The sequence below is a fragment of the Methanobrevibacter sp. genome, assembly GCF_045114555.1.
Taxonomy (GTDB): domain Archaea; phylum Methanobacteriota; class Methanobacteria; order Methanobacteriales; family Methanobacteriaceae; genus Methanobrevibacter.
Map to the genome: position 1 here is coordinate 1 of NZ_JBGUKT010000011.1, position 26,459 is coordinate 26,459.

At 33.5% G+C, this 26,459-nt stretch carries 21 protein-coding genes; 4 read left to right on the top strand and 17 right to left on the bottom strand.

The features are described from left to right. The 8 genes from ACJMLB_RS01800 to ACJMLB_RS01835 all read right to left on the bottom strand — a co-directional run. A partial coding sequence (locus tag ACJMLB_RS01800; protein WP_405323121.1) for an Ig-like domain repeat protein occupies nt 1-4,033 on the bottom strand: 4,033 nt, incomplete at its 3' end. A 590-nt stretch (nt 4,034-4,623) separates the two neighbouring features. Next, entirely contained in the window at nt 4,624-5,298 is a 675-nt protein-coding gene (locus ACJMLB_RS01805) for a hypothetical protein (protein WP_405323123.1), read from the bottom strand. 23 nt (nt 5,299-5,321) lie between these two features. Next, nucleotides 5,322-6,905: a DUF530 domain-containing protein gene (locus ACJMLB_RS01810; RefSeq protein WP_405323124.1), complete on the bottom strand. Its 1,584-nt coding sequence runs from the start codon at nt 6,903-6,905 to the stop codon at nt 5,322-5,324. A gap of 177 nt (nt 6,906-7,082) precedes the next feature. Then, a complete protein-coding gene (metG, locus tag ACJMLB_RS01815) occupies nt 7,083-9,116 on the bottom strand; it encodes a methionine--tRNA ligase (RefSeq protein ID WP_405323126.1) in 2,034 nt (677 codons plus the stop codon). Nucleotides 9,117-9,476: 360 nt separating this feature from the next. Beyond that, nucleotides 9,477-10,814 (bottom strand): FAD-dependent oxidoreductase, encoded by a 1,338-nt coding sequence (locus ACJMLB_RS01820; RefSeq protein ID WP_405323128.1) that lies wholly within the window; start codon nt 10,812-10,814, stop codon nt 9,477-9,479. A gap of 320 nt (nt 10,815-11,134) precedes the next feature. Continuing rightward, nucleotides 11,135-11,803, bottom strand: a complete 669-nt coding sequence (rpiA, locus tag ACJMLB_RS01825; protein ID WP_298536137.1) for a ribose-5-phosphate isomerase RpiA — start codon at nt 11,801-11,803, stop codon at nt 11,135-11,137. A 111-nt stretch (nt 11,804-11,914) separates the two neighbouring features. After that, a complete protein-coding gene (locus tag ACJMLB_RS01830; RefSeq protein ID WP_405323130.1) occupies nt 11,915-12,355 on the bottom strand; it encodes a UPF0179 family protein in 441 nt (146 codons plus the stop codon). A gap of 92 nt (nt 12,356-12,447) precedes the next feature. Continuing rightward, on the bottom strand, nt 12,448-13,491 hold the full coding sequence (locus tag ACJMLB_RS01835) for an NAD(P)-dependent glycerol-1-phosphate dehydrogenase (protein ID WP_405323132.1): 1,044 nt from the start codon (nt 13,489-13,491) through the stop codon (nt 12,448-12,450). A 346-nt stretch (nt 13,492-13,837) separates the two neighbouring features. On the opposite strand from ACJMLB_RS01835, the gene proS reads away from it, so the two are divergent. The 3 genes from proS to thiD all read left to right on the top strand — a co-directional run bounded on the left by proS (nt 13,838) and on the right by thiD (nt 16,877). Next, the gene (proS, locus tag ACJMLB_RS01840; RefSeq protein ID WP_405323134.1) at nt 13,838-15,244 is read left to right on the top strand and encodes a proline--tRNA ligase; all 1,407 of its coding nucleotides are present in this window, start codon (nt 13,838-13,840) and stop codon (nt 15,242-15,244) included. A 59-nt stretch (nt 15,245-15,303) separates the two neighbouring features. Further along, on the top strand, nt 15,304-16,011 hold the full coding sequence (gene cofC, locus ACJMLB_RS01845) for a 2-phospho-L-lactate guanylyltransferase (protein WP_405323136.1): 708 nt from the start codon (nt 15,304-15,306) through the stop codon (nt 16,009-16,011). 74 nt (nt 16,012-16,085) lie between these two features. Beyond that, nucleotides 16,086-16,877, top strand: coding sequence for a bifunctional hydroxymethylpyrimidine kinase/phosphomethylpyrimidine kinase (gene thiD, locus ACJMLB_RS01850; RefSeq protein ID WP_405323138.1), 792 nt, complete (start codon nt 16,086-16,088; stop codon nt 16,875-16,877). A 148-nt stretch (nt 16,878-17,025) separates the two neighbouring features. On the opposite strand, the gene ACJMLB_RS01855 is transcribed toward thiD, so the two are convergent. The 4 genes from ACJMLB_RS01855 to ACJMLB_RS01870 form a co-directional block, all read right to left on the bottom strand. Then, nucleotides 17,026-17,778, bottom strand: coding sequence for an ABC transporter ATP-binding protein (locus ACJMLB_RS01855; protein WP_405323140.1), 753 nt, complete (start codon nt 17,776-17,778; stop codon nt 17,026-17,028). A 55-nt stretch (nt 17,779-17,833) separates the two neighbouring features. Continuing rightward, nucleotides 17,834-18,577, bottom strand: coding sequence for an ABC transporter permease (locus ACJMLB_RS01860; RefSeq protein WP_405323142.1), 744 nt, complete (start codon nt 18,575-18,577; stop codon nt 17,834-17,836). A gap of 227 nt (nt 18,578-18,804) precedes the next feature. Beyond that, nucleotides 18,805-19,752 carry an ABC transporter substrate-binding protein gene (locus ACJMLB_RS01865; RefSeq protein WP_405323145.1) on the bottom strand — a complete coding sequence of 316 codons (948 nt, stop codon included), beginning with the start codon at nt 19,750-19,752 and terminating at the stop codon, nt 18,805-18,807. A gap of 625 nt (nt 19,753-20,377) precedes the next feature. Continuing rightward, nucleotides 20,378-20,761, bottom strand: coding sequence for a transposase (locus tag ACJMLB_RS01870; protein ID WP_295606642.1), 384 nt, complete (start codon nt 20,759-20,761; stop codon nt 20,378-20,380). 213 nt (nt 20,762-20,974) lie between these two features. Here ACJMLB_RS01870 and ACJMLB_RS01875 point away from each other — a divergent pair, with 213 nt between their 5' ends. Beyond that, nucleotides 20,975-22,159 carry a coenzyme F420-0:L-glutamate ligase gene (locus ACJMLB_RS01875; protein WP_405323149.1) on the top strand — a complete coding sequence of 395 codons (1,185 nt, stop codon included), beginning with the start codon at nt 20,975-20,977 and terminating at the stop codon, nt 22,157-22,159. 338 nt (nt 22,160-22,497) lie between these two features. Here the strand turns inward: ACJMLB_RS01875 and ACJMLB_RS01880 are convergent, their stop codons facing one another. The 5 genes from ACJMLB_RS01880 to ACJMLB_RS01900 form a co-directional block, all read right to left on the bottom strand. Beyond that, nucleotides 22,498-23,517: an adenylosuccinate synthetase gene (locus ACJMLB_RS01880; protein ID WP_405323151.1), complete on the bottom strand. Its 1,020-nt coding sequence runs from the start codon at nt 23,515-23,517 to the stop codon at nt 22,498-22,500. Between the two features lie 291 nt (nt 23,518-23,808). Further along, on the bottom strand, nt 23,809-24,351 hold the full coding sequence (locus ACJMLB_RS01885; protein WP_405323153.1) for a hypothetical protein: 543 nt from the start codon (nt 24,349-24,351) through the stop codon (nt 23,809-23,811). A gap of 16 nt (nt 24,352-24,367) precedes the next feature. Then, nucleotides 24,368-25,006, bottom strand: coding sequence for a hypothetical protein (locus tag ACJMLB_RS01890; protein ID WP_405323156.1), 639 nt, complete (start codon nt 25,004-25,006; stop codon nt 24,368-24,370). Further along, nucleotides 24,996-25,625 (bottom strand): DUF6891 domain-containing protein, encoded by a 630-nt coding sequence (locus ACJMLB_RS01895; protein WP_405323159.1) that lies wholly within the window; start codon nt 25,623-25,625, stop codon nt 24,996-24,998. Before ACJMLB_RS01895 ends, ACJMLB_RS01890 begins: the two co-directional genes overlap by 11 nt. A 77-nt stretch (nt 25,626-25,702) precedes the next feature. After that, the gene (locus ACJMLB_RS01900; RefSeq protein ID WP_405323162.1) at nt 25,703-26,383 is read right to left on the bottom strand and encodes a DUF6882 domain-containing protein; all 681 of its coding nucleotides are present in this window, start codon (nt 26,381-26,383) and stop codon (nt 25,703-25,705) included. Between the last annotated feature and the right edge of the window lie 76 nt (nt 26,384-26,459).

A 26,459-nucleotide genomic window follows, 5' to 3' on the forward strand; every position in this document is an offset into this window, starting at 1 on the left:
CTCCACCACTGGAATTAGTAACAACAACAGTAACATTTCCAGTAGGAAGAGCACCACCATCAACACCAGTCACATTAAACTTGACCGGCTCAGTAGTATTATAATCAATATCAGTAGTGTTCACATTGACAGTAGGTACTGCCTTTACAACCTTGAATTTGGATTTGGAACTGTTTCCATTGTATTTATAATTACCTGAGTAGGCAACATCGATAGAGTAATTACCTATAGGTAAAATCATGTTATTAATGGTCCAGTCAATCACTTTTCCCTCATCATCTAATGTGAGTACGATGATTTGGCTAATGTTTTCAAAACCGATTGCATCTTCACTAGTAATGTTTATGGTAAGATTTCCAGTGAAGTTTCCAGTTGTAGCATCTGAACTTACTGTAATGTTGATATTTTCCAATGATCCATAGGTTATGCTTGGAATAGGAACAACTTCCACGGTAGAATTCCATTTGCTTACATTGAAATCAGCAGTTTCATTAACAGGTAAATAATCATTGTCTCCATTATAGCTAGCATAAATGTAATACTGGCTTGCATTCAATCCGGAAAGGGTTATGTTTGCTTCGCCTGAGCCATTTAAAGGAATGGTTCCATTGAATATTACATTTCCATCTGTATCGTTAATCAATACAGTAATGTTTCCAGTAGGAGTATCATTGGATCCTGTAACTTTGAAAGTGATGTTTTCCACTTCTTCAACATAAATGTTCTCACAGGTAATGTTGAGTTCAGATGAAACTCTCTCTATCTCATATTCAGCACCTGTATAATAATTATCCTCAGGATGGTAGACTTTAACTAAAGAGACAACAGCACCATCTAAAGACAAATCAAAGTTATAGTTACCGTCTTCATCAGTGTAAGTGGATACATTATATTTCAATTCACGGTTTACATCATAGACTTCCATGACTATAATTTGATGAACCTCATTGTATGAATTAGCTGAAAGAACATCATCAGTATTTGTGGTTCCTTCGCCAACTCCTCCACCATTTACACCACAGTAGGTAACATTGTTGAAAGTGCCTGAATTTGCTTTAATACCGTTTAAGAGATTATCCTTTCCTACAAATGTACCGCTAACTGTTAAATGATCATCTGCAAATAGATAGTTCTTATTTTCCCATTTATCAAATGCAGCTTGGTTTTCAAGCAATTCAGTATTGCTCATGCTAAGTGTAGTTGCACTAATGGCAGAACCGGATTCCGCCTTGTTGTATTTGAAAGTGGACTGATCTACAACTAAATTGGAATTTTCAGTTGCTATTGCACCACCAGATTTAGCAGTGTTGTTTTCAAATGTACTTCCCAATACGTTTATAACTCCACTAGTGTAAATAGCTCCACCGGAACCATTACATGAATTTGCAGTGAATGTTGAATTTACAACATTGATGTTTGCATGCAATCTTGCAGCACCACCATTTCCATCACTGGCAGTAGCGCTGTTATTTGTAAAGTTATTGTTTACAAATGAGGATATTGTTGCTGCATTATCAATAAACAATGCACCATAATTAGGAGCTTGGTTATTTGTGAATGTGTTGTTTTCAAGTTTCACATTTCTAGCAAGAGAAGTCATATAAAGGGCACCTGCAGACTGTTGAGCAGTACAATTATCAAAGTGACAATGTGCAATGGTAATATTATTTACTTGATTATTACCATCACCTTGAAGTCTTATTGCACCTCCTCCAAGAGTACCGGTACAGTTAGTGAAATTACATCCAATGATTTGATTGTTATTACCCTGTTGAATTTGTAAAGCTTGCACACCACCATAATTGGTAGATCCGGATGATTTACCACAATTAATAAAGGTGTTGTTAACGATTAAACCGTTATTTCCAATCCATGTAACGACTCCTCTACTACCAGATGTACAATTAATGAATTTGCTATTGGATATGATTGTTCCGCTAGCTTGGGTACCACCAGTGGAACCAGCATAAATTGCACCACCGTTCTTTTCTTTGTCCACATGACAACTTTCAAAGGTACAGTTATCTATTTGACCATTTGTACCAGGGTACCAGTGGACTCCACCACCATGAGCAGCTGAAGTGTCATTATAGAAATAACAATCCTTGATCAGACAGTCTGTAGATGTTTCACGCCATTCCACTCCACCTCCAAAATTGGAAGCGCGACCATTTGTAATGTTACATCCAATAAGCTTACCGCCAACCATTTTGGCTACCATATAAACGTTAGCACCATTGTGACCGATGTTATGATCTATATTAGAATAGCTGACTGTGTTATTGTTTCCTTGATAGTAAACACCTCCACCATTGTTAGATGCCTTATTGTTGGAAATGTTAGTATTGTTAATGATGTTTTCCTTACCATAAATCCATATTCCTCCAGCATCATTTGCAGAGTTATTCAAAACATTACAGTTATCCAAAAAGGTATTACTACCATCAATGTATATGGCTCCAGCACCAAGAACTGCAGTGTTTTTAGTGAAGTTACAATTGCTTAAGTTAGCATTGTTACCAATGATATACATCGCTCCACCATAAGACTTGTCCTTATTGTAATTGACAGAACAATTGTGGAATGTGGAATCGCTAATCTTACAATTGTTTCCAGTTAAAAATACAGCTCCACCTTGGAGAGGCTTATCGCCATTGTAATGAGTAGCAAAAACACGGCTATTGGAAATGTTAAGCTTTTCCAAAACCAAATCATTACCAGTTAGAACAAGGGTACCTCCTTTGGAACTGCCTTCAGAAGGGTTTCCATAAAGGTAACCTTCTTCACTGTCAGCGTAATTGCCAATGGCAGTTAAATTATAGACTTTACCATTGTTACCATTCCATTCAATTGCACCACCATCATTGTGAGCAAGATTGCCAACGAAAACAGTGTGATTCAAAGTACAGTCATTACCTTCTATGTAAATTGCACCACCATCTTCACTTGCAGTGTTATTGGTGAAATTACAATTCACTATATTGGTATTGTTACCCCAGATATATAATGCACCACCGGAAGCCTCTGAATCATCCTTATAGTAGTTGACAGAACAATTGGTGAATACTGAATTAGTAATGTTACAATTGCTACCTGATAAAGCAATAGCTCCACCTTGAATGGTTCTAAGTGTACCGTCATCCTCACCGCTAACATAGCTATTGGAAACATTGAGCTTATCTAAAGCCATATTATTTCCTGCAATAAGGAGAGTACCACCTTTGGAACTGCCGCTTGTACTGTTTGCATAATTGCCGGAAGCATTCATGTCATAGATCTTACCATTGTCTCCACGCCATTCAATTGCACCACCATCATTATAAGCGACATTATCAATGAAAACAGTATGGTTCAAGACACATCCTTCACCTTCAATGTAAATTGCACCACCATCTTCATAAGCATTGTTGTTGGTGAAATTACAGTTTTCTATAGTGACGCTGTTACCCCCAACGTACAATGCTCCACCTGTTTGATTATAGTTACTTAATTCGGTTGTTTTACCATTTTTAAAGGTGATTCCATTCAGGAACACATTATCAGATGAAATTACAAAGATTCTAGCTAAGGAATTAGCATCAATAATGTGATTGTCACCTATGATAGTGATTGGAGAGTCGATGACAATACCGTTTTTTAAAGCATCATCATCCCCATCAACGAAAGCGAAATCACGATTCAATGTTAAGGGATTCCCTGAGGAAATGGCATTGTCAATAAGAATCTTCAAATCTGTGAAAGTGTTTCCACTGCCATCTGCAGATAGAATATCATTGTCTGGATTGCTTTGGGCAAGTTTCTCTCCTTTTGCTGGAATTTGAGAAATGTCCCCCTCATCAACAGCAATGCTTTCCATACTGGCATTTTCTTCAATGCTGGAAGCAATATCGGAATCTACATTATCAAAATTGGATTCAATCACTGAATTATCAATTAAACCAGAATCAGCGCTTATTTCAGCAGCTGAAACCATTGGTAGGGTAAATAAAAGACATATGCATAATCCAATAAGAATTAATGTCTTATTATTCATCAAATTTTTCCTCCATAATAAAAATTTAATCAATAATGAAAAAATCATACACTCTTTAAATTTCTGCCATTAACGCCATATGGCCAATTTAAAGCCCATACGATTTTTAAATTCAACAACTCAATTATATATTAATATAATTTCATTCAAATTAGAAATTTTATAATGTTTTTAATAATAAAATTTCTTCATATGGACTAAATAAACATAAATTTAATACAAAGTTTTCGATAATTTTAAAAAATATTTCATAATTAAGTTAATATAATAAACAAAAAATTGAACAATATTCAATTAAATGAACCTTTACTTAACTAAGATAACTTTCTAATTTTCGATGTAAAACTATCAAAATTCGTCCATATTACTTTATATATTTATATAAAATTATATATAAATATTATGAAATAGTCTTAAAAATTGATATAAAAATCATTGATTGAATAATTTTCAAAAAGTTAAAAAAATAGAATTAATTAAAATTAAAAAAATGAGTTATTAAAAAAAATAGACTATAAATAAAAAAAGGGATATTTATAATTAAAAAATGGATAATTAAAATAAAAAAAGGGATTATTAAAATAAATAAATTATTTTTTATTCAAGATATAGTAGACGGACCTAACTGGAATGTCAAGCTCTTTGGAAATCTCTTTAGGCTTTAATCCTTCTTCTTTAAGTGATTTTACCTTTAGCCTGCACTCATCATCATACTTTCTCTTATAATGCTTTACATTGATCTTGTCAAAATACTTTGATTTAATATAATTGACGTTTGCAACAGGCATTTCCAATATGCCAGCTATTTCTTCAGAACGCTTTCCTTCATTGAACAAATCAACGACCTGATTGATTTGATTCATGGAATATTTCTTCTTGCCCCAATTATATTTTATCTCAATTGAAACCCCTAAATTGTCTAAAGCTTTAATGTAATCTGGAGAAATCCTATTGTAAATGCTTTGAGGACAAGTGATCCTTTTTAAAGATGGGTAAGTGTCCATCAATTGAATAATCTTTTGGGATGTGAGCTGTGTTGAAATATGAACTTCAACAGCATTGATGTCATAATCGGAATCCAATTCCAAAGGCTTTTCATCAAAGATATCCAACTCTTCCTTTGACTCGATATCCAAATTGTCAAAATCTATATCTTCATCGTCGAAGTCTTCGAAATCATCGTAATCTTCAAAATCATCAATGTCCTCGAAATCATCATCGAATTCATCATCAAAATCGTCAAATTCATCAAAGTCTTCAACCATAAAAAGATCTCCTTAAGGAAAAGTTAAGATTTGTTCTTTACCAAATCAATAAAGTCTCTAGAACGTTTAGTGTTAGGTTTTCTAATGCTTTTCATATTATTAATTTCACGTTTAATGCTCTTTTCACCTACTTTAAATGCATAGGAAACTTCCTTAATGCTGTAATTTGAATTGGTGAATACAATAGCTGGACCTACAGCAGCATAATTCAACTTGATGTTGAGGTTCTTTATTCTTCCTTCAAACTTGAACTTCTTATGCAACAATAAATCCATATCTGGAACAGATAAGATGTGTTCCTTTTCCTTTTCCATTAAAAGGTTCACTACTTGAGTGTGAGGATTCTGGAAAACCTTACGCTGTTGCCTGTCAATGTCCCCACGAATGTATGGGAAAGGTGAACCGTAACGCTTACGCCTGTCCTGTGAAGTGCATAAATAGTATTTGGAAATGTCCCACAATATCAATGTAGGAGCGATATCTGCAAAGATCTTTGTCTTTATCTTTTCCCTTTCCTTTAGGTCTTTCTTTAATCCTCTATCCAAATGGCCGAACTTGTCTATCAGACCTAACTCTTCAAGTGTCTTGTTGATTTTATCCTTTCTCCAATCTTCCAAATCGCTTGAATCAATGAATTCAGGCTTTTCAAGATTTACTGAATAAATTATCTCATCATAGATTTTAAGATTGTTCAAATCCTTGATCTTGTCTTCAAAAATAGCTTCTCCATGACGTTCCACAATATCTTCAGCATGTTTTACATAAGCAAGAGCCAAATTGGTGCATGTGTGCTTGTCATTGATTATTGTCGGCTTGGTTCTATGGAATTCCAGTCTTTCAATGCGAACTCCCTTACCGAATCTTCTTCTAAGCTCATCTTCATAGCTGTCTGCAAATTCACTGTCAAGAGGAACCCTTTTTGTGATTGTTCTGCCGTTTTCCTTATACTTGACAATAGGAGTTACTGTCTTTACAACTCCTCTTCTTTGCTGTTTTAAGATGTTCAGAACCCTTTTGAAAGATTCCCTTCCCCAGCTTGAAAGACCTGACATCAAGACCATGTAATTACCGGACAATGGAAGATAAGGGATTATCTCAAGTCTGTGAACACCGGAATGGTTTATCTTGAATTCAAAATTAGAGGAACCGCACTTGCATACCTTTCCATTATCAAGGAAACTGCTGACACGATAGGACTTCTTGCAGTCCTTGCATCTTATTTTAGCATATTCCTCAAGATTGCCTAATGCGATTCTATGAGCAGAAATAGCATATTTTACCCTATCAAAACTGTTTTTCTTGGCAGATGCCTTGTTTCTGAAGATTTGATTATGGCGACTTATTTCGCCTAATTCCTCAAAATCAACATCCTCACTTACACGTGAACCATAACGATTTAAGGATCTGAATGGAGCAGTGTAACCGCTTTCATCCATGCTCTCCTTCATTTCCTGAAGCTTATCCAAATTTCCTTTAAGAAGTTCATAGATTTCTAAAAATGACTCTAAATCCTTAAAATCATTCTTTAGATTAGTTAAATCTAATCGTTCCTTCTCTATTTGATTTAGAAATTTTTCAGACTCTGTTATCATCAATGATTCATCCATAATATCACCGTGAGGACTTTTATAGGTTTGCCGCCAAGAACCTATAATTTGATAGGATATTATAAATTAAATTTCGTTTAATATAAAGATTCACTTATCTATTCTTAAAATAAAAGAAAAAGGCAAATTACATAAGTAATTCACTTATCTATTCTTAAAATAAAAGAAAAAGACAAATTACATAAGTAATTCGCCGATTTCACAATCATCTGGAGTTAAGATAGCTGCACTTTCAGTAGCCATAATCATTCCTTCAGATAATTCGCCCATGAGTTTAGCAGGTTTTAAATTGGTTACAACAGGTACCTTTTTGCCAACTAAATCTTCAGGAGCGTATCTTTTGCCTAAACCTGCAATTACTTGAATGGTTTTGTCACCGATATCAATTTGAGTTCTTAATAACTTGTTGGATTTTTCAATCTTTTCACATTTTAAAATCTTACCTATCTTAATTTCCACTTTAGCGAATTCGTCAATACTAATTAAATCCATTTTTTCACCTTCATCTATAGACTCTTCACTCTTCTTTTCGTCCTTTTTATCGTCTTTAGATTCGTTTTCTTGAGTCTCTAAATTCTTGTATAATTTTTCTTTTTGTGCTTCTATCACTTTATCTTCAATCTTTTTGAATAATGGTTTTGCCTTGTTGATTTCATGGCCGGTTTCCAAAAAGACTTTAGCATCATCCCAAGTGTTTTCAGTTGGAATGTTTATTATTTCACAGATTGCATCTGCCTTGTTTGGAATGTAAGGCTTTAAGAGTACAGCCATTGCCTTACATAATTGATTGGATAAGTATAAGCAGTTTGAAGCTCTTTCCATGTCTTCTTTTACAGCTTTCCATGGCTCTTGGTCATTGAAGTACTTGTTACCTTTCTTAGCTGTTAAAATGATTTCAACTAAACCTTCTCTGAATTTCATGTCAGCAATCAAATCACCTACCTTATCAGGCAATTCCTTGATTGCTTGCTCAAATTCCAAGTCAGCTTCACTAGGATTTTTATATTCTGGCACTTTTCCATCAAAGAACTTCTTGGTGAAAGTAAATGTTCTGTGGAGGAAGTTACCGATTACATCTGCCAATTCATCGTTTACCCTTCTTTGGAACTCATCCCAAGAGAAGTCAGTGTCCTTATTCAATGGAGCGTTGATTGTAAGGTAATATCTGAGAAGATCAGAATCAAAGTCCTTTACGAAGTCTGCCACCCAAACAACCCAGTTTTTGCTGGTTGACATCTTTCTGCCTTCAAGGGAAAGGAACTCTCCTGCAAAGATGTCATCAGGCAATTTGCAGTCACGTCCAAGCAACATTGCAGGCCAGAACAATGAGTGGTGGTAAATAATATCCTTACCGATGAAATGAACCACATGGCCATTCCAATAGTCTTCCCATGGAATGCCAGTTCTTCTGGACCATGCTGCAGCAGAGGACATGTAACCGATGAACGCTTCTCCCCATACGTAAATAACCTTGCCTTCTGCACCTTCCAAAGGAACTGGAATACCCCATTTCATGTCACGGGTCATGATCCAGTCTTGAAGACCTTCCTTCAACCAGTTTTGAGCGTAATTCCTTACATTTGGAGGCAAGTATGGGTTTGTGCTTATGTATTCTTCAAGTGGTTTTTGGAAATGACTTAATTTAAAGAAGTACTGTGTACTGTCACGAATGACTGGGGTGTTACCACAAGTCAAGCATTTTGGTTCAACAAGTTCAATAGGGTCCAATGCTCTACCACAAACTTCACAGTGGTCTCCTCTTGCTTCTGCACCGCAGACAGGACAAATTCCTTCAACATATCTGTCTGGCAAGAACTTTTCACAGTTTTCACAGTAAAGCTGCTGGATGGTTTCCTCATAAATCAAGCCCTTATTATAAAGGTACTTGAAGAAGTCCTGTGAGATTTGATAGTGAATCTTATCAGTTGTCCTTGCAAAGTTATCAAAGGAAATGTCACAGCTATTAATGTCTTCTACAATCATGTCATGGTAACGTTTTGCAACCTCAATAGGTTCCTTGCCTTCAGCATCTGCCTTTACAGCAATAGGAGTACCATGCTCATCAGTAGCACATACCATCAATACATCATTTCCAGCCATACGATTGTATCTTGCATAGATGTCAGCTGGAATGTAAGTGGATCTCAAATGTCCTAAATGACATGGTCCATTTGCATATGGAAGTGCACATGAAATAAATATTTTAGTCAATTAAATCCTCTCCAATAATCCAATAGTATTTTTAATTATTTTAATTAATTTTTAAATGCTTTATAAAATTGAAAATTAAATCTTAAATGATAATAATAAAAATTGATTATAATAAAAGATTTATCATTATATTATATATTTACAGTTATATAAATAAGTAGTGATTTTTAAGAAAAATAGTGCAAAAATAAAAATTAAATATTGCAAATAGAGTTAAAAAAATATTATTTTTTTATGTGAAAAATAGCTGATTGAACTAAATTAAAAGAGAAAAAATGAATTGAAATTTAAATGTAAAAATAAAAATTAAACATTGCGAAAAGAATAAAAAAAGAAATAAAAAATAAATAAAAAGTTTATTTAATTATCAAACTTCTTACTTACTTCTTCTACAGCCATTACCAATGGGTCAATAACCATAGACACTGGAGGTGCATAAGCAAACTCCATATTGCTTAATTCAAAGCAAGTGAGCTCTTGAGTGATAGCTAAAGTCATTGTATCAATTCTTTCAGCCACCCTTTCCTCTGCAATGATTTGGCATCCAATGATTGTACCGTCTGCATCACAGATGACCTTAACGTTCATTGGCTTTGCATTTGGATAGTATCTTGCCCTTGTCAACGCTTCAACCTTTGCTACAACTGCCTTGATGCTGTTCTGTTGAGCAAAGCTTCTTGTAAGGCCTACTGCACCGAATTCCAATTTACCCACTTTGGAAACCATTGAATTCAAGACAGGATTGAATCTTGAACGTTTTCCTGCAAGAGTTTGAGCCAATGTCTTAGCTTGCCTTACAGCAGTTGTACCTAATTGGGAAACAGTGTTTGATCTAAGTATTGCACTGTAGGACTCTACACAATCACCAACAGCATAAACATCAGGTACGCTTGTTGCCATTCTGTCATTTACAAGCACAGCCCATCTTCCACAGTCACATCCAGCCATTTTAGGCAATGTAAGCTCTGCCCTTACACCAGTAGCCAAGATGACCATATCAGCATCAGCTTCAGTTCCATCTTCAAAGACAGCAGTCTTGACTCTGCCATCTTCACCTTTAAGCTCGGTGATAGGCTGGCCGAGCACAACATCAATGCCTTCACTAATCAAGTAGTCTGTAATGATTTTAGCCATATCAGGGTCAAGGGAACGTGGAACGATTTGAGGTAACATTTCACATAAGGTTACCTTCAATCCCATTTTCTTGAATGCATATGCTATTTCAATACCGATTAACCCTGCACCGGTAACCAAAGCGCTTTCACAGTTTTCAGCCCATTCCTTGACTCTCTTACCGTCATCCAAGGTTCTTATCTTGAATACACCATCTAAATCAACTCCTTTCATAGGAGGGACAAATGGACTTCCACCAGTAGCCAATACCAATTTGTCATAGCTCATGGTGTTTTCCTTCCCATCCTTTAGATAGGTTACTGTTTTTTTAGCGCTATCAACAGCAGTGACTTCAGTCTCAAGCATGACATCAATGTTCTTTGCCTTGTAATCATCAACAGATCTCATTACGATATCATCAAATGAATGGATTCTATCTGACAATACGTAAGGGATAGCACAAGGGGAATAAGAGACATGATTATCTCTTGTAAGTACAATAATTTCAACTTCCTTATCTAATCTTCTAAGGTTTGAAGCTGTGGATATTCCTCCAGCTCCACCACCAACGATAACAACTTTCATTTGCTCAAATCCTAAATAAATACATTATTCTTTATAGTTAGTTGAATTTTGAATTATAAACATTCTAATAAATTAATAAGAAAAGATTAATCAATTTTAAACATAATGAATAAATTTGAAAAATTATTGAATAAAAATTAATTTAAAAGAGAATTAATTAATATTAGAATTATATTAAATTTTCTCAATTCTATTATATATACTATTCTTTAAGTAAGTAAATGATTTAAAAAAATTGTTAAAAAAATATGAAAAGAAAAATGAAAATTAATTAAAAATATATTAAAAAAATAAGAAAAAAGAGAAAAACAGCATAAAAACTATAAGTATTTTACACCGTCTTTAGAACCTATAATGACCTTATCTACCATTTCAGTGAACAATCCATTCTCTACAACACCAGGAATAGTATTCAACTCTTTTTCCATAGGTATAGGATTGTCTATTTGGCCAAAAGCAACATCCAAGATGAAGTTACCATTATCAGTTATTACAGGCCCATCCTTAGCTTGACCCATTCTTATATCCACTTTACCACCCATATCCTCCAATGCCTTTGTTACAGGATTTAAGGACTCTGGAATGATTTCAATAGGAAGTGGGAAAGCGCCTAAGACATCTACAAGCTTGGATTCGTCTGCAATGATAACAAGCTCATCTGCGGAATAATCAACAATCTTTTCCAAAGTGTGTGCTGCTCCTCCACCCTTGATTAAATTGAAGTCTGGATCGATTTCATCAGCACCATCAACAGCCAAATCGATTTCATGTTCACTAAGGTCTGTAAGTGGAATGTTCCATTGGCGAGCAAGCAATCTTGATTGGAATGAAGTTGGAATTCCAATGACTTCAATTCCTTCATCCCTTACTCTCATACCTACCTTTTCAATAAAGTAAAGGGTGGTTGAACCAGTTCCAAGACCTAAAACCTGACCGTCTTTTACCAAATCAGCTGCAGCATAACCGCAATCCTTTTTCATTTGACTCATAATTAACACCAAATAATAATTATTAATAATATAAACTAATTATCGTAAATTTAAACTATGCATAATAAATTAAATTATTTATCTTGAATCTTAACTGAATTAAATTTTAAATTATTTATCTTGAATTTTAACAATGCATTTAACCAATTCGTTTCCTTTAGGACAATCCTTGAATTTTCCTAAATCCTTTACATAAACTCCCTTTTCCTCTTTGGAGATTCCATCTGGGAAGCACATATGCCTGAAATCACAGTCCTTATTTGAACATCCTTGACGCTTGAAGTCAAAGCTTGAACCTTCAAAGACCCCTTTTGAATCAGTCAAGATAGTGAATTCCGCATTCTCAACAGCAACCACTTGAACCTTTTCTCCTTCATGGATAGGGCATTTCTGTTCAACATCACGAACTTCTGTAATTGTATACCTATGTCCCTCTTCCAAGGAATCTACACAAGATGCCTTGAATCTACAGTTTGCACATTCATCTGCGGGCTCATGGAATATGAAACTCACTCCTTCTTTTGCTAATTCTTTTCCAATTAATGTAATCATATAATCATCCAATTTAAATTCATTTACTTAATTAACATGCCAATTTAAAGAGATGAATTCTTTTTTTATGTATTTTATTAATATAAGACAATTTAAATAACTTCAGTCTTTTTAGCCAATTTAATTGCAGCTTCTCTTGTAAGACCGTTATCACCTAAAATGGTATATCTTTCTGGCCTTATTGTATGGGCAATTGTCAATGCCTCAATGATCTCATCATCATCTACACCCAATTCAGCTGCAGTTGTTGGAGCACCAATTGTCTTTAATATATTTTGAATGGATCTCCAGTCTCCACCATGCAAATGCATCATCATTATTGTTCCTACACCACATTGCTCACCATGCAATGCATGCTTTTTGGCAACTCTATCCAAAGCATGACTGAATAAGTGTTCAGAACCGCTTGCAGGTCTTGATGACCCTGCAATGCTTATTGCCATACCACTGCTGAACAATGACTTAACAACAATTCTTGCACTTTCCTCAAGCCCTTCCTTAATGCTGTCGGAAGACTTTATGATAAGCTTTGCAGTCATTTCAGACAATGCAGCAGCAGACTCGCTGTATGGTTCATTTCTTAATCTGTATGCCAATTTCCAATCTTTTATTGCAGTGTAATTAGAGACAATATCTGCACAACCGGAAGCAATTAATCTAAAAGGAGAATCGTTAATTATGCCAGTATCAGCAACAACAGCCATAGGAGAATTAGCGCTCTTGGAAACTGAACCTATATCATTTTTTATGGAAGCCATTGGTGATGCTATACCATCGTGGGAAGCGGTTGTTGGAACGGAAATGAAATAGTTATGCGCATTAGTGGAAGCAAGCTTTGCTACATCAATGATCTTTCCTCCACCTACACCTAACACTACAGAAGCGTTAGCTATTCTTTCTTGCACCATCTCAACAGACTCCATTGAAGCATCCTTTACCTTTACAACTTCAACTCCAAAGTCGGACTTTTCCAAAGCTTCTACTGTAAGCTTACCTGCCACATCAAATGTATGAAAACCTGATACGACAAGAGCTTCATCAAACAAGCGTAAATTCTTGCATATTTCACCTATGTCATCAAGGACATTAGGCCCAATATGCACTTCTCTTGGCATTTGAATTGTTTTAGAATCCATGTTATCTCCTTAAAAATCAATTTTCCATTGAATAATTTTTAGAATCTATAATATTCTTAAATTTTTAGCATGTTATTTAATATTATTTTAATATATGTTTTCTATAAATTAAATAAGTTTTGATTTAAGTTTTTAAAAATGAAAATATTTTATTCTGCTTTGAAAACTAATCATTTAATCCAATAGCTAAACAAAATAAAAATTAGCATAAAACTAATAAACTATATAATAAATTAAAAACATATTATAAATATTATATAACTTTTATTGGGTAAAAAAAAGATATTAAACCCATTCTATAGTTATTTAACTTAAACTTATTATTTTATTAAAATTAGGTGATAATGTGGAAAATTTTAGTGAATGGTTCCATGACATTTTAGAAAATGCAGATATAACCGATTCAAGATATCCTATTAAGGGAATGGCTGTATGGCGTCCTTATGGATTTCAAATCAGAAGAGCAACTTTAAACATATTTAGAGACTTGATGGACAAAGAGCATGACGAAACCCTATTTCCTTTACTCATTCCTGAAGCAGAACTTGCAAAAGAGGGAATTCATGTAAAGGGATTTGAAGATGAGGTATATTGGGTTACCCACGGTGGTCAAACAGAATTGAACGAAAAGCTTGCAATCAGACCAACCAGTGAAACCGCAATGTATCCTATGTTTGCATTATGGGTAAGATCACACATTGACCTTCCTATCAAGCAATACCAAGTTGTAAACACCTTCAGATATGAAACCAAACATACAAGACCTCTCATTAGAGTAAGGGAAATCACTACCTTTGCAGAAGCTCACACAGTACATTCAAGCGCTGAAGAGGCTGCAGAACAGGTTGAAACTGGTATCGAACTCTACAAGAAATTCTTTGACGGACTTGGAATCGCTTATCTCATCAGCAAAAGACCAGTTTGGGACAAGTTCCCTGGTGCAGAATACACCATGGCATTCGATACAATCATGCCTGATGGAAAGACATTGCAGATTGGTACTGTTCACAACTTAGGCCAAACCTTTGCACATACCTTTGAAATAACCTTCGAGAACAAGGAAGGAAACCATGAATACGCTTACCAAACCTGTTATGGTATCTCTGACAGAGTGATTGCAGCGGCAATTGCAGCTCATGGAGATGAAAAAGGTCTTCAATTGCCTCCAGAGATTTCTCCAAAGCAAATCACTATCATTCCAATCATCTTCAAGGATGGTGGAGAGGAAGTGATGGCTAAATGTAATGAGATCAAGGATGCATTGGAAGCTAAAGGAATCAGAGTCCAAATGGATACAAGAGACATCAGACCAGGTAAAAAGTTCTTTGATTGGGAACTCAAAGGAACTCCTCTCAGATTTGAATTAGGTCCAAGAGACTTAAACAACAACGTAGCAATCATTGGAAGAAGAGACACAGGTGAAAAGATTGAAGTAAGCTTAGACGATGACATTGCTGAAAAGGTATCATGCTTATTAGTTGAAGTTGAAGAAAGCATGAAAGCTAATTCCTGGGCTAAACAGGAAGAGAAAATAGTAACCTTAGACAGTCTTGACAACGTATCTGACATTGTTGATGAAGGAAAGGTCGTTAAGTTCTACTGGTGTGGAGACGAGGAATGTGGAAAAGCAATTGAAGAGGAAACCGGCGTGGATATCCTTGGAATAAACGAAGAGGATATTGAAACCGATAAGGTCTGTCCACATTGCGGAAAGCCAGCTAAACATTTAGCATTAATGGCAAAAACATACTAGTTATAAAAATATTTATAATAAATTTAAATCAAGACATTAGAATCATAAGAGGAATGGAAATGGATAAGATTTATGCAATAATTCCAGTAAACCAATTTGCAAATGCTAAAACAAGATTATCTCCTTTTTTATCACCTGAAGAGAGAAAAAATCTTTTAAAGGCAATGCTAAAGGACATTGCAATCACATTAAAGCCTATTGTAGATGATATCATAATAATAAGTAAGGATGAAGAGGTTTTGGCATATGCAGAGGAATTGGAACTTACTGCACTTGTTGAAGAGGACCACAAATCATCAAAGACTTCAAAAAATGGTGATGAAGGCCCTTTAAACAAAGCCATAAAACAAGCTATGAAATGGTGCAGAAAGAAAACAAGAAAAGTCATAATTTTGCCATCTGACATTCCATTGATTGGAAAGACAAACATCAAGCTACTTATTGACCAAGCTAAAAACCTTGATTTCATCATTGTCCCTTCAAAAGGTGGAGGAACAAATGCATTGATCATCAAGCCATTGTCCATTGACATGAAATTCGGCGGATTCAGTTTCAAAAAGCATATTGAAGAGGCAGAAAGGAAGAAATTGGTCCCATTGGTTCATGATTCATTCTATATGGCACTTGATGTAAACACCACCGAAGACCTTGGAGAAATCATGCTTCATGGAAATGGAACAGAAACCAAGAAATACTTGGAATCACTTGGAATCAAAGTGGAATCATTCCGTGGCCATGAAAGACTTAAGGTTACTAGAGATGAATAATTTTTAACTATTTGTCTTCTTATTTTTAATTTTTAATTTTTTTAGAATTTTATAAAAAATATTTGTGTGATATTATGATAGGACTAACAATTGCAGGATTCGATCCTTCAGGAGGAGCAGGAATAAGCACTGACATCAAGACCATGGCAGCACATGGTGTTCATGCATGTGCAGCAGTCACTGCACTCACTGCACAAAACCCTAAAAAAGTGTTTTCTGTTGAACCTGTTAGCACTACATATATCTCAGAACAGATAGATTCTATTTTTGATGAGTACACTATCAAATACTCAAAGACAGGCTTATTATACTCAAAGGAAATCATCCAACTTGTAAGTAAAAAGGTCGAAGAATACAATTTAAGCATAGTTGTTGATCCAGTGATGGTAGCTAGTGCAGGAGATGCACTTGCGAAGATGGAAATAGCTGATGCTTTAAAGAAATATCTCCTCAAAAAAACACTTATTGTAACTCCTAATGTATCTGAAGCTGAAAAACTTTCAGGAATGAAAATTGAAAGTGTTGAAGATGCAAAGGAAGCAGCATATAAGATTGGAGAATATTGTAATGTGATGATTACTGGCGGACATCTTAATGGTACAAACATTATTTACAATAAGGAAAAAGAGGAATTAAGCACTTTACATCAGGATCTAATCAAATCTGAAAACTTGCATGGAACAGGATGCAGCCTATCTGCTGCAATTTGTGCAAATCTTGTTCTATTAAACAATAATGACAAAAACAGCAAAGATGAGGATAATTTAAAAATAGCTATAGAAAAATCCACCAAATTCATTTATGAATCCGTTAAAAACGGCAGATACGGTACTTTAAATCCTAATTTTAATTCTAAAGTATTATAAAATAAAAATAGTGCTCTCTTTTTAAGATAAAAAAATAAAAATAGATAACTCTTTTTTAAAGAATTAAAAAATAAAAAAAAGAATTATCACTATAAAAGTGATAACTTTGTGTATCAAATTCTAAACTAAAGTTTAAAACATATATTATCTATGGTTCCCAGACTCCTAAAAGCTTTTCAACTTCATCTTGGAAATCCAAGAACTCTCTTGATTCTCTTTGACGAGGTCTTTCAAGAGGAACCTCCACTACATCTTTTATTCTACCTGGCCTTTTATCCATAATCACAATCTTGTCTGCCAAATAGACCGCTTCATCAACATCGTGAGTGACGAAAAGAATTGTGGTTTCAAATCTTTTCCAAACTCCAATCAATTGTTCCTGCAATGTATGCCTATTCAACATATCAACTGCTGAAAACGGTTCATCCATAAGCAAGACAGGAGTGTGGTTCAATAAGGAACGGATAATAGCTACCCTTTGCTTCATACCACCTGAAAGCTCATGAGGATAACTGTATTTAAAGTCAGCCAATCCAACTCTTTCAAGATATCTTTCAGCAGCAGCAAGATTCTCTTCCTTACTATGCTCACCAGATAAGTTTAAACCAAACATTACATTATCTAAAACATTTAACCAAGGGAATAAAGAATATTGCTGGAAAATGAACCCTCTTTCCTTTGAAGGGCCTTCTACAAGTTCCCCTCTATCGTAAATCTCACCTTCATCAGGTTCTTCCAAACCTGCAACCATTCTTAAAAGGGTTGTCTTTCCACAACCGGAAGGCCCTAAAAGACAGATAAGCTCCCCATCATCAACATGCAAATTCACATCTTTTAAAGCCATGAAATCTTTATCTTTTGTAATAAATGATTTAGAAACATTTTTTATATCAATTGCCAATATAAACACCTTTTACTAATATCTAAAACTGGTAAATATTCTCTCTTCTTTATCTTTACCAGAATATTCTATCTTGTGCCTTTCTAAATCCATAATCAAATAAAATACCGATTATACCAATAATTATCATACCAACTACTACAGTTCCTGGCTGGAACAATTGACTTGCAGTCAAGATCATATAACCTAAACCTCTGCTTGAAGCAATCATCTCAGCGGATACGGTACACATCAAAGCGATACTTACCCCTACCTTAAGCCCTGATACAATATAAGGCAATGCAGAAGGAAGCACGATTTTAGTCAAGATATTCCAATTGTTAGCACCTAAAGTTTGAGCAGCTTCAATCAATACCTTATCAGTTCTCTTTACACCGTCAATGGTGTATACAAGCACTGAGAATACACAACCGATAAAGATTACGAATACTGCTGAAGATAATCCTATACCAAACCATAAAATGGAAAATGGAATCCATGAGATAGGTGGAATAGGCCTTAGGATACTAATGATCAAGGAACTTAATCTATCTAAAGTTTCATACCATCCAAGAACTATTCCTAAAGGAATTGCAACTGCTGATGCAAGGATAATACCTGAAAATACTTTTACAAGAGTACTTGAGGTATGCATAAACAATTTTCCATTGCTTAATAAAGTCCAAGCCGCAGTGAATACATTTAAAGGACTTGGTAAAATATAGTATGGAATCAAATGTAAACCATCAGTAAGCAAATACCAAATAATAAGGAGTATTGCAGGTAAGATAAATGGTAATAATTCTTTTTTAATTTCCACATAAATCACTATCTTAAAATTGTTTTAATATAATTTATTAACTAACAATCATTCATTATCAAAAAATCAATAATAATTACTTAATGAATTATATTATTTCATATATTAATAATTAATATCCAATGATATAAATAATTTAGCATTTAAAAAAAGTCAATTGTAAATGAATAAAAAAAATTAAAAAAATAGAAAATAAGAATTGCTCAAAAAGAGCAAGTCTTATAAAATTATAAATCTGCGAAGATTTGGTCTTGAGTTAAAGGTTTTTGTAAAAGACCTAATTTTACTTCAAGATCCATGAAGTCCATTACATTTTGTTTGTAACTGCTGTCTAAACCTGAAATGAAAGTAGTGTCTTTGATTACACTTGCTTGCAATTCTTGGTCAGGGACAATGTCTTCAGGTAAGCATTTAGCTGCTTCTGCAGGGTTTTCATTAGTGAATGCAGTTGCATTTTCATGAGCAGCTAAGACTTTTTTCAATTCTTCAGGATGATTGTTGATGAAGTCTTCTCTTGCTACAACACAACAGCATGGGTGACCAGGAATGATTTCTCCACTGGTTTCAACTAATTTACCGTCACCGTTTTTAACTGCAATGGAAGCATATGGTTCCCAAATGATCATAGCGTCAACTTGACCAGCTTTTAAAGCATCAGTCATTTGAGCAGCTTTCATGGTAGTGAATTCAACATCACTGGTAGATACGCCTGCATCGGTTAAAGCAGAGGTTAAAAGCATGTTTTGAATGGTTGCTTCACCAGGGGTTGCTACAGTTTTGCCTTTTAAGTCAGCAACAGTGTTAATACCACTATTTTTACCTGCAACAATGGAACTTCCTTCAATTTGAGCACCGGATACAACTTTTACTGGAACTCCTTGAGAAATGGAAGACATTACAGGAGTGATACCTGCATAACCAATATCGATATCTCCACTTGCCATAGCAGTCATTAAGTCTCCACCATTGTTAAATTGGGTTAATTCAACAGTAAGACCTTGATCTTCAAACATTTTCTTTTCTTGTGCAACGAAAAGTGCGGTGTCGTGATCGGATGGTAAGTGACCGATTCTTACAACATTGTCACCGGAACCACCGCTGGTTGCAAAGTAAGCACCTACAGCTACAAGAGCTATAATAACAACAGCAATAATTGCTAAAATTTTTTTATCCATAAAAATCACTTTAATTTTTAAAATTAAACAAAATGGTTCTTATATAATCTCATTTTGAGATTTCATTTCCATATAAAAACTTTTAAAATAATAAGTTGTTTTTTTTATAAATCATTTTAATAATTTAGAAAAAACTAATCATTTAAAATAAAGGTTTAATTTGAAATTAAAAAGGTATTTATCAATTAGCTTTTATGGATTAATAAAATATAATTTAAAAACTTATTACTTATATTAAAGATTGATAAACAAAGTATATAATGTTTTTCATTAAATAAAGGCATGATAGATTAATAGTACAAAAAATAACTACAATAATATTAAATATATATTATTTAAACTGTTAAAAACGTGTTAAATTAAAAAAATAGGGCTAAAAATAAATTATTTCAAGAGATAATTGAAAAACATCAAAAAATGAACCATTTTAAAAGATTTAACTAGGTTAATGGAGAAATATATAACAATTGTTAAATACCGATATGCTAACATATTTGTACTATAAAAGTTACAAAAATAAAAAAATATGTACCAATATGCTAACATTGATATTTTTTGGCTCTTCAAAAATTAATACAAATTGATAAAAAAAAACAATATGAATTTTTAAGAAAAAATTTTTGAATCATTCCTCTATATCAAAGAATTCTGGATTGCTCAATAGCTTATCCCTAAACAATTTAGATATCCTTGAAATGCATTGTCTGCTGTAATCCAACTCTTCAGACAACTGAGTGGTTGTTTTCTTATCCAAATTGAAGAGTATGTATAACATCACATTTAGAGGTATTTTGCTCTTATGGAAGATAGTTCCTGAAAAGTCATTGAAGTTAGCGCCACAATCCTTGCACACATATCTTCTAGTCCTTCCCTGGTTTCCCCTACTGTTGACATTATATGATTTACATTTAGGACAATAGACTCCATTAACCCAACGGACACTCCTAAAGAATGCCATAGCTACCTGATCATCAGGAATTTCTACATTCGGATTAATAATATCTTTCATGATAAAGATTATTATTATTAAAATATATATAATTTTTGTCATGTTTGTATTACTTGAAAAATTAAAAGAATCGGATGAAAAAATTCATAAAAAACATCCAAAAATATTCAATGCAAATGAAATAATCTAAACATATAAATATAATTAAAAAAATAAAATAAATAGGTTGTTGGATACAATCCAACAAATTTATGTTTATTAGGAGTAATAAAAATGAGATGTGTTGGTACTGTTGTACGTGGAATAAGAACACCAATTATTAAAGAAAACGATGATTTAGCTACCATAGTTGTAGATTCATTGATGGCAGCAAAGGAAAGTGAAGGATTCGAATTCAGAGACAAGGATATCGTTGCAATTACCGAAGCAGTTGTAGGTATTTCAGAAGGAAACTACGTAACTGTAGATGATGTTGCAGAAGATCTAGAAAACAAGTTCCCATCTAAAAACATTGGAGTGACAAACCCTATCTTAAGTAGAAACAGATTCTCCATTATCTTAAAAGGCATTGCAAGAGCAATGGACAAGATCACTCTCTTAACCTCTTTCCCTGCAGATGAAGTTGGAAATGGTATCTTAGATGAAGATGTTTTAGAAAAAAGCGAATACAACTTAGGAAGCGTCATCACTGAAGATGAATATAATGAAACTTTCGGTTCATGGAAACACCCATTCACTGGAATTAACATGATTGACTTTTACAGAGAATTGATTGAAAGCGAAGACTGTGAAGTTGAATTCGTCTTCTCCAATGATGTAAAAACAATCCTTGACTATAACACTGATGTCTTAACCTGTGATATCCATACCAGAGAAAAAACCACAAAATTGCTTAAGGAAGAAGGAGCTAATGTTTTCGGACTCCACGAAGTCTTAACTGAACCTATTGGAGATTCCGGATGCAACCCTGATTTCGGATTACTCGGTTCCAACAAGGCAACAGAAGAAAGATTAAAATTATTCCCAAAAACAGGAGACTCCTTAGTTAGAGAAGTTCAAAAAAGATTGATTGACCTTACCGGCAAACAAATTGAAGTGATGGTTTACGGTGACGGTGCATTCAAGGACCCTGTCGGAAAGATTTGGGAATTAGCGGATCCTGTTGTTTCACCAGCACATACCGATGGATTGGTAGGATATCCTAATGAAATCAAATTGAAATATGTTTCTGACAATAAATTCGCTGACTTAAAAGGAGACGAATTGAAAGAAGCAATCAAAGAAGAAATCAGACAAAAAGATGAAGACTTAACCGGACAAATGATTACAGAAGGAACCACTCCAAGAGTATTGACTGACTTAATCGGTTCATTATGTGACTTAACCAGTGGTTCTGGAGATAAGGGAACTCCAGTTATTTTCATCCAAGGATACTTTGATAATTTAGCAAATGACTAAATTACATATCCTTTTCTTTTTTTATTTTTTATTTAAGACTATTATTAAACTCTTTTTAAACACTTTAATTTTATTAAAACTATTAATAAACTCTTTTTAAACTCTATAATTTCATTAAAAAATAATAATAATAATAATAATAATAATAATAATAATAATAATAAACTCTTTTTATTAAATATGATTTTTTAAACTTTTTTCTAATAAAAACTTTTTTTAAAAATTAATATAAATAGCAAAACGAGAAAATTTAAAAAAGTAAAAAAAAGCAAAACAGTGAAAAATGATTTCAACAAATTATAAAAAAAGTAAAAAAAGATTTAAAAAAAGAAAAGGAATTATAATAATTCTTTTCTTAGATCAATAGTGTCCTTTAAGTCTGGCCCAGTTGAAATGATTGTTACTGGAACTCCAGTCTCTTGTTCTATTTCAGAAATGAATGCTTTGGTTTCAGCAGATAATTGACCATAATCCTGTACACGAGCACAGTCATATAACTTATCAACACAAGTTAAAGCTATTTGAGTAGCCCCATTTATTCTACAAGATTCCTTAGCAAGTTCCATATCAAAGTAACCGATTCTTCTACGTCTTCCAGTTACAACACCATACTCTTCAAGGCCTTTGCTTTCCGCTTCCTCTTGAGTCATTTCTGTTGGGAAAGGACCTTCTCCTACACGGGAAATGTAAGATTTGAATACATTGATTACTTCATCCACTTTAGTTGGACCTACACCAACATCTGCTGCAAAAGTTGATGCAGTGGTGTCTTTACTGGTCACAAATGGATATGAACCGTAATAAAGTGAAAGTGCAAATCCTTGGGAACCTTCAATGAATACATCTTCTCCATTGTCAATAGCTTCATTGCATGCGAGAGAGACATCAGCAAGATAATCTTCAAGTTCTGGAACATCCTTTGCAAGGCCAACTGACCTCATTACATGGTCTGAATTAGCAGGCCCACAACCGGATCCAGTACTTCCAATCTTTTTAGCCAAATGCTCGGAATTCTTATCTCTGGATATGTGTTCTTCAGTAATGATTGCACATCTTGGGTCTACAACCATTCTTTCCTTTACATCATATTTCTTTAAATCTTCAAATTCCTTAAATAATACATCTGGATTTACTAAAACTCCTGCACCAATCATGAGTTTAGCATCTTTATGTACAAAACCAGATGGAGTTAATCTTAAACCATATTTTTCTCCATTGAATTCAACAGAATGCCCTGCATTTGGTCCGACTCCTGCACGAGCAATAATGCTTGGCTTATCATTATCACAAAGGTAGGTGATGCATTTTCCTTTACCTTCATCTCCCCAAGCTCCACCAACTAGTATACTACAAGTCATTTAAAATCTCCTTTAAATATATTTTTAGTTAGTTTAATTAATTTTAATTAATTTCATTAGTTTTTATCAGTTTTTATTAGTCTTAGTAGTCTTAAATATAGTTAAATATAGTTTAATAGAAAAGTTCATTTTAAACTATTTAAAATTTAAATAAATAGTTCATTGACCATATATATTTTATTTTTCAACATTTATAAATATTATCATGACTGAATAATATTGAAAAAATAGCTTGAAAAATATACAAAATAATAGAAAAAAATCAGCATAATAGATAAAAACTAAAAGATATTAAGCATCTTCCAATATTTCCAAAAGCTTTTGAAGATACATGTATCTCTCGTATTTGAATTGCTCATTGCTTCCTAAAAATGCATCCAATACATGGGAATTCATTTGACGCAAAATGGATAATTGAATAATGTTCTTTACATCCTCATCAATTTTTCCCTGTAGAATCAATTGTCCGAATCCAGTTGCTATTATAGTATAATCCAGGCTCATCAATTCCTCATAAAAGTCCATATCCTGAATGAGCTTTAATATATTTTCACTTTCAATGATATCATCGTTGAAATCCTCCAATTCCAAATCCCAAGATTCCAAGATCCATATGAAACATTCAATTATTGGAGTTTTTGGATTTTCAGCCAACCACTCAGATATTTCACAAAAAGCAATGTATGCCTCTTCACATCCAAAAGGAGCAAGTTCATCAGTAGCATCCCAAAAGAACTTATAGTCTGCTATCTTAACGGCACGGTTATTTGGAACTTCTCCAAAGAAATAGCTATTTTTTTCCAAATAATTATACCCTTTTTCCAATTGTTCCATAAATTCACCAAAACGCTTATTTTAGAGGAAACTCTTCACAAAGAAGGTCTTCATCATACTCCTTATCGGTTCCTTTCTTATTCCAGTAATCCAAATAGTACATCATCCAAGTATTGGAAACCCTTTTGATCTCATCATCATCCAATGCTTCAAAGTCATTGAAGAAATTTATAAAGTCTCCACCTACTACAATAGCTATCTCTTCACATTCAAATGACAGTAGAAAATCATTATTCACATTCTCACTTCTTTTATCTGCCAAAACCTTCTTAAACTTGTATTTTTCTTCAATTTCGCTTAAATAATCATGATTCTGGAATTTGAATTCAATGACCTTTTTTGAAAATTCTTGATAGAAATAGTGATATCTTAAGGAGAGATATTCATTGGAATTCAACAATTGATTCAGATAATCCTCATCGAATCTTAAGAAATCTAGATTTTTCTTTTCATTAAAAAAGACTGCAAAATAAATGTTCTGGCCAAATCGAATAGCTAATTCGCCTCTATATGAATTGTCTAAAATAGGCCTTGAGGACAATTTGAGATTTTCAAATTCTAGATAAAGTGAATTTGAATTATCATCTATTTCCAGCCATACCCATTTTCCTTGGGAAACTGCATCTTCAATAATCTCTTTTGATCTATTGTTCATTTTCTTCACTGTTTAATCTAATAAAATCTTCAAGGGCCCCATCCATGGAATAATCCTTTCCATCATATTGCTTTTTCCAATTGAAATTCTCTATTTCAATTATCTCATCTACGGACTGCCCCCAATTGATTTCAAAACCATAGCCCTTCAAGGTTTTAACAATCTTTTTAGCTATTTCCAAACCTTTCTCTTCATCATATTCAAAATCACCGAAAGCTATGTTCAATGAATTATCCGCTATCACATTTTCAATATCTTCAAAGGCATAGAAACAGAATCCAATAGGATCGAATTTATTATTCCTTAAATGTACAAAGAGCTCAAATGAATCCTGAATTCCCTCTTCAATGTCATAGCCAGCATTATGGATGGAAATGATATTTTCCTTTGTCAAATCGCAAAATGCACTCTTCAAATTAAGGAAATCGTCAGAATCTCCTTCCAAATCTTCAAGGTTTTCCTTATTTTCCAAAAGGAGTTTAGAAATCAAATCGTCAGATATGTCCTCTTCAATAAATTCATCAGCAATGATTTCCAATATCTCATCATCACCATAAAAACCGCTCTTGATCAATAGCTGAATTTCATAATTGATCTCATCAATCAGTTCCTTATCCATAATAACACCCATAGACTTTACTTAAAAAATAATAAGCAAATTATAAAAAAAGTAGAAAAATAAAAAAATAGAAATCATTAAGCTCTAATGATTTTAATGGTATAAATGTTTTTTCTTTCAGTCAAAGTGACAACTATAGTGTCATCTCCAACTTTAACAATGCAAAACTCATCCCTGTACTTGTATTCATAACCTTTATTTAAAGCATAACCTCTTAAAGCCTTTAAATGATTTACTTCAAATTTACGATGGAAATCATTAATTACATTTGCAAATACATCAATGTCATCACTAATCTCTATCTCATCAGACTCAATGGTTACAAAGAAGACAAAGCTTCCATAATTTACTGCACAGTATGCATCATTATTGAAGATTGAAGAAATGGTCATGTTTAAAATATGAGCTTCTGTCAAGCTTGCATTAAATACATTTTCAACTAATTGGGGGATATTTTGTTTTTCTCCAAATTCCTTGACTGCCTTTGCTTCTTCAATTAAGTCTTCTGGAAAACCGATATCATCGTTATCCCATGCCCAAGACCATGTATTCTCATCAGGATCCAAGAATCCTATCAATTGAATTGGGAATTCCTTTTCACCAAATCTGACAATTCCTTTTTCAATATCCAATTCAGGTTCAGCATTTCCAACAATAGAAGATAAGATTTCCTGTTTTTCCAATGCTAAAGCACCATATTTAGAGAATAAATCCTGTAAATCATCATTTTCTTCAATTAAAAGAGAATTAATTTCCATTTTTTCACCAGATAATCATAAATAAACAATAATAATATTATAAAAATAAAATGAAATGAGAAGAATTGATATCCAA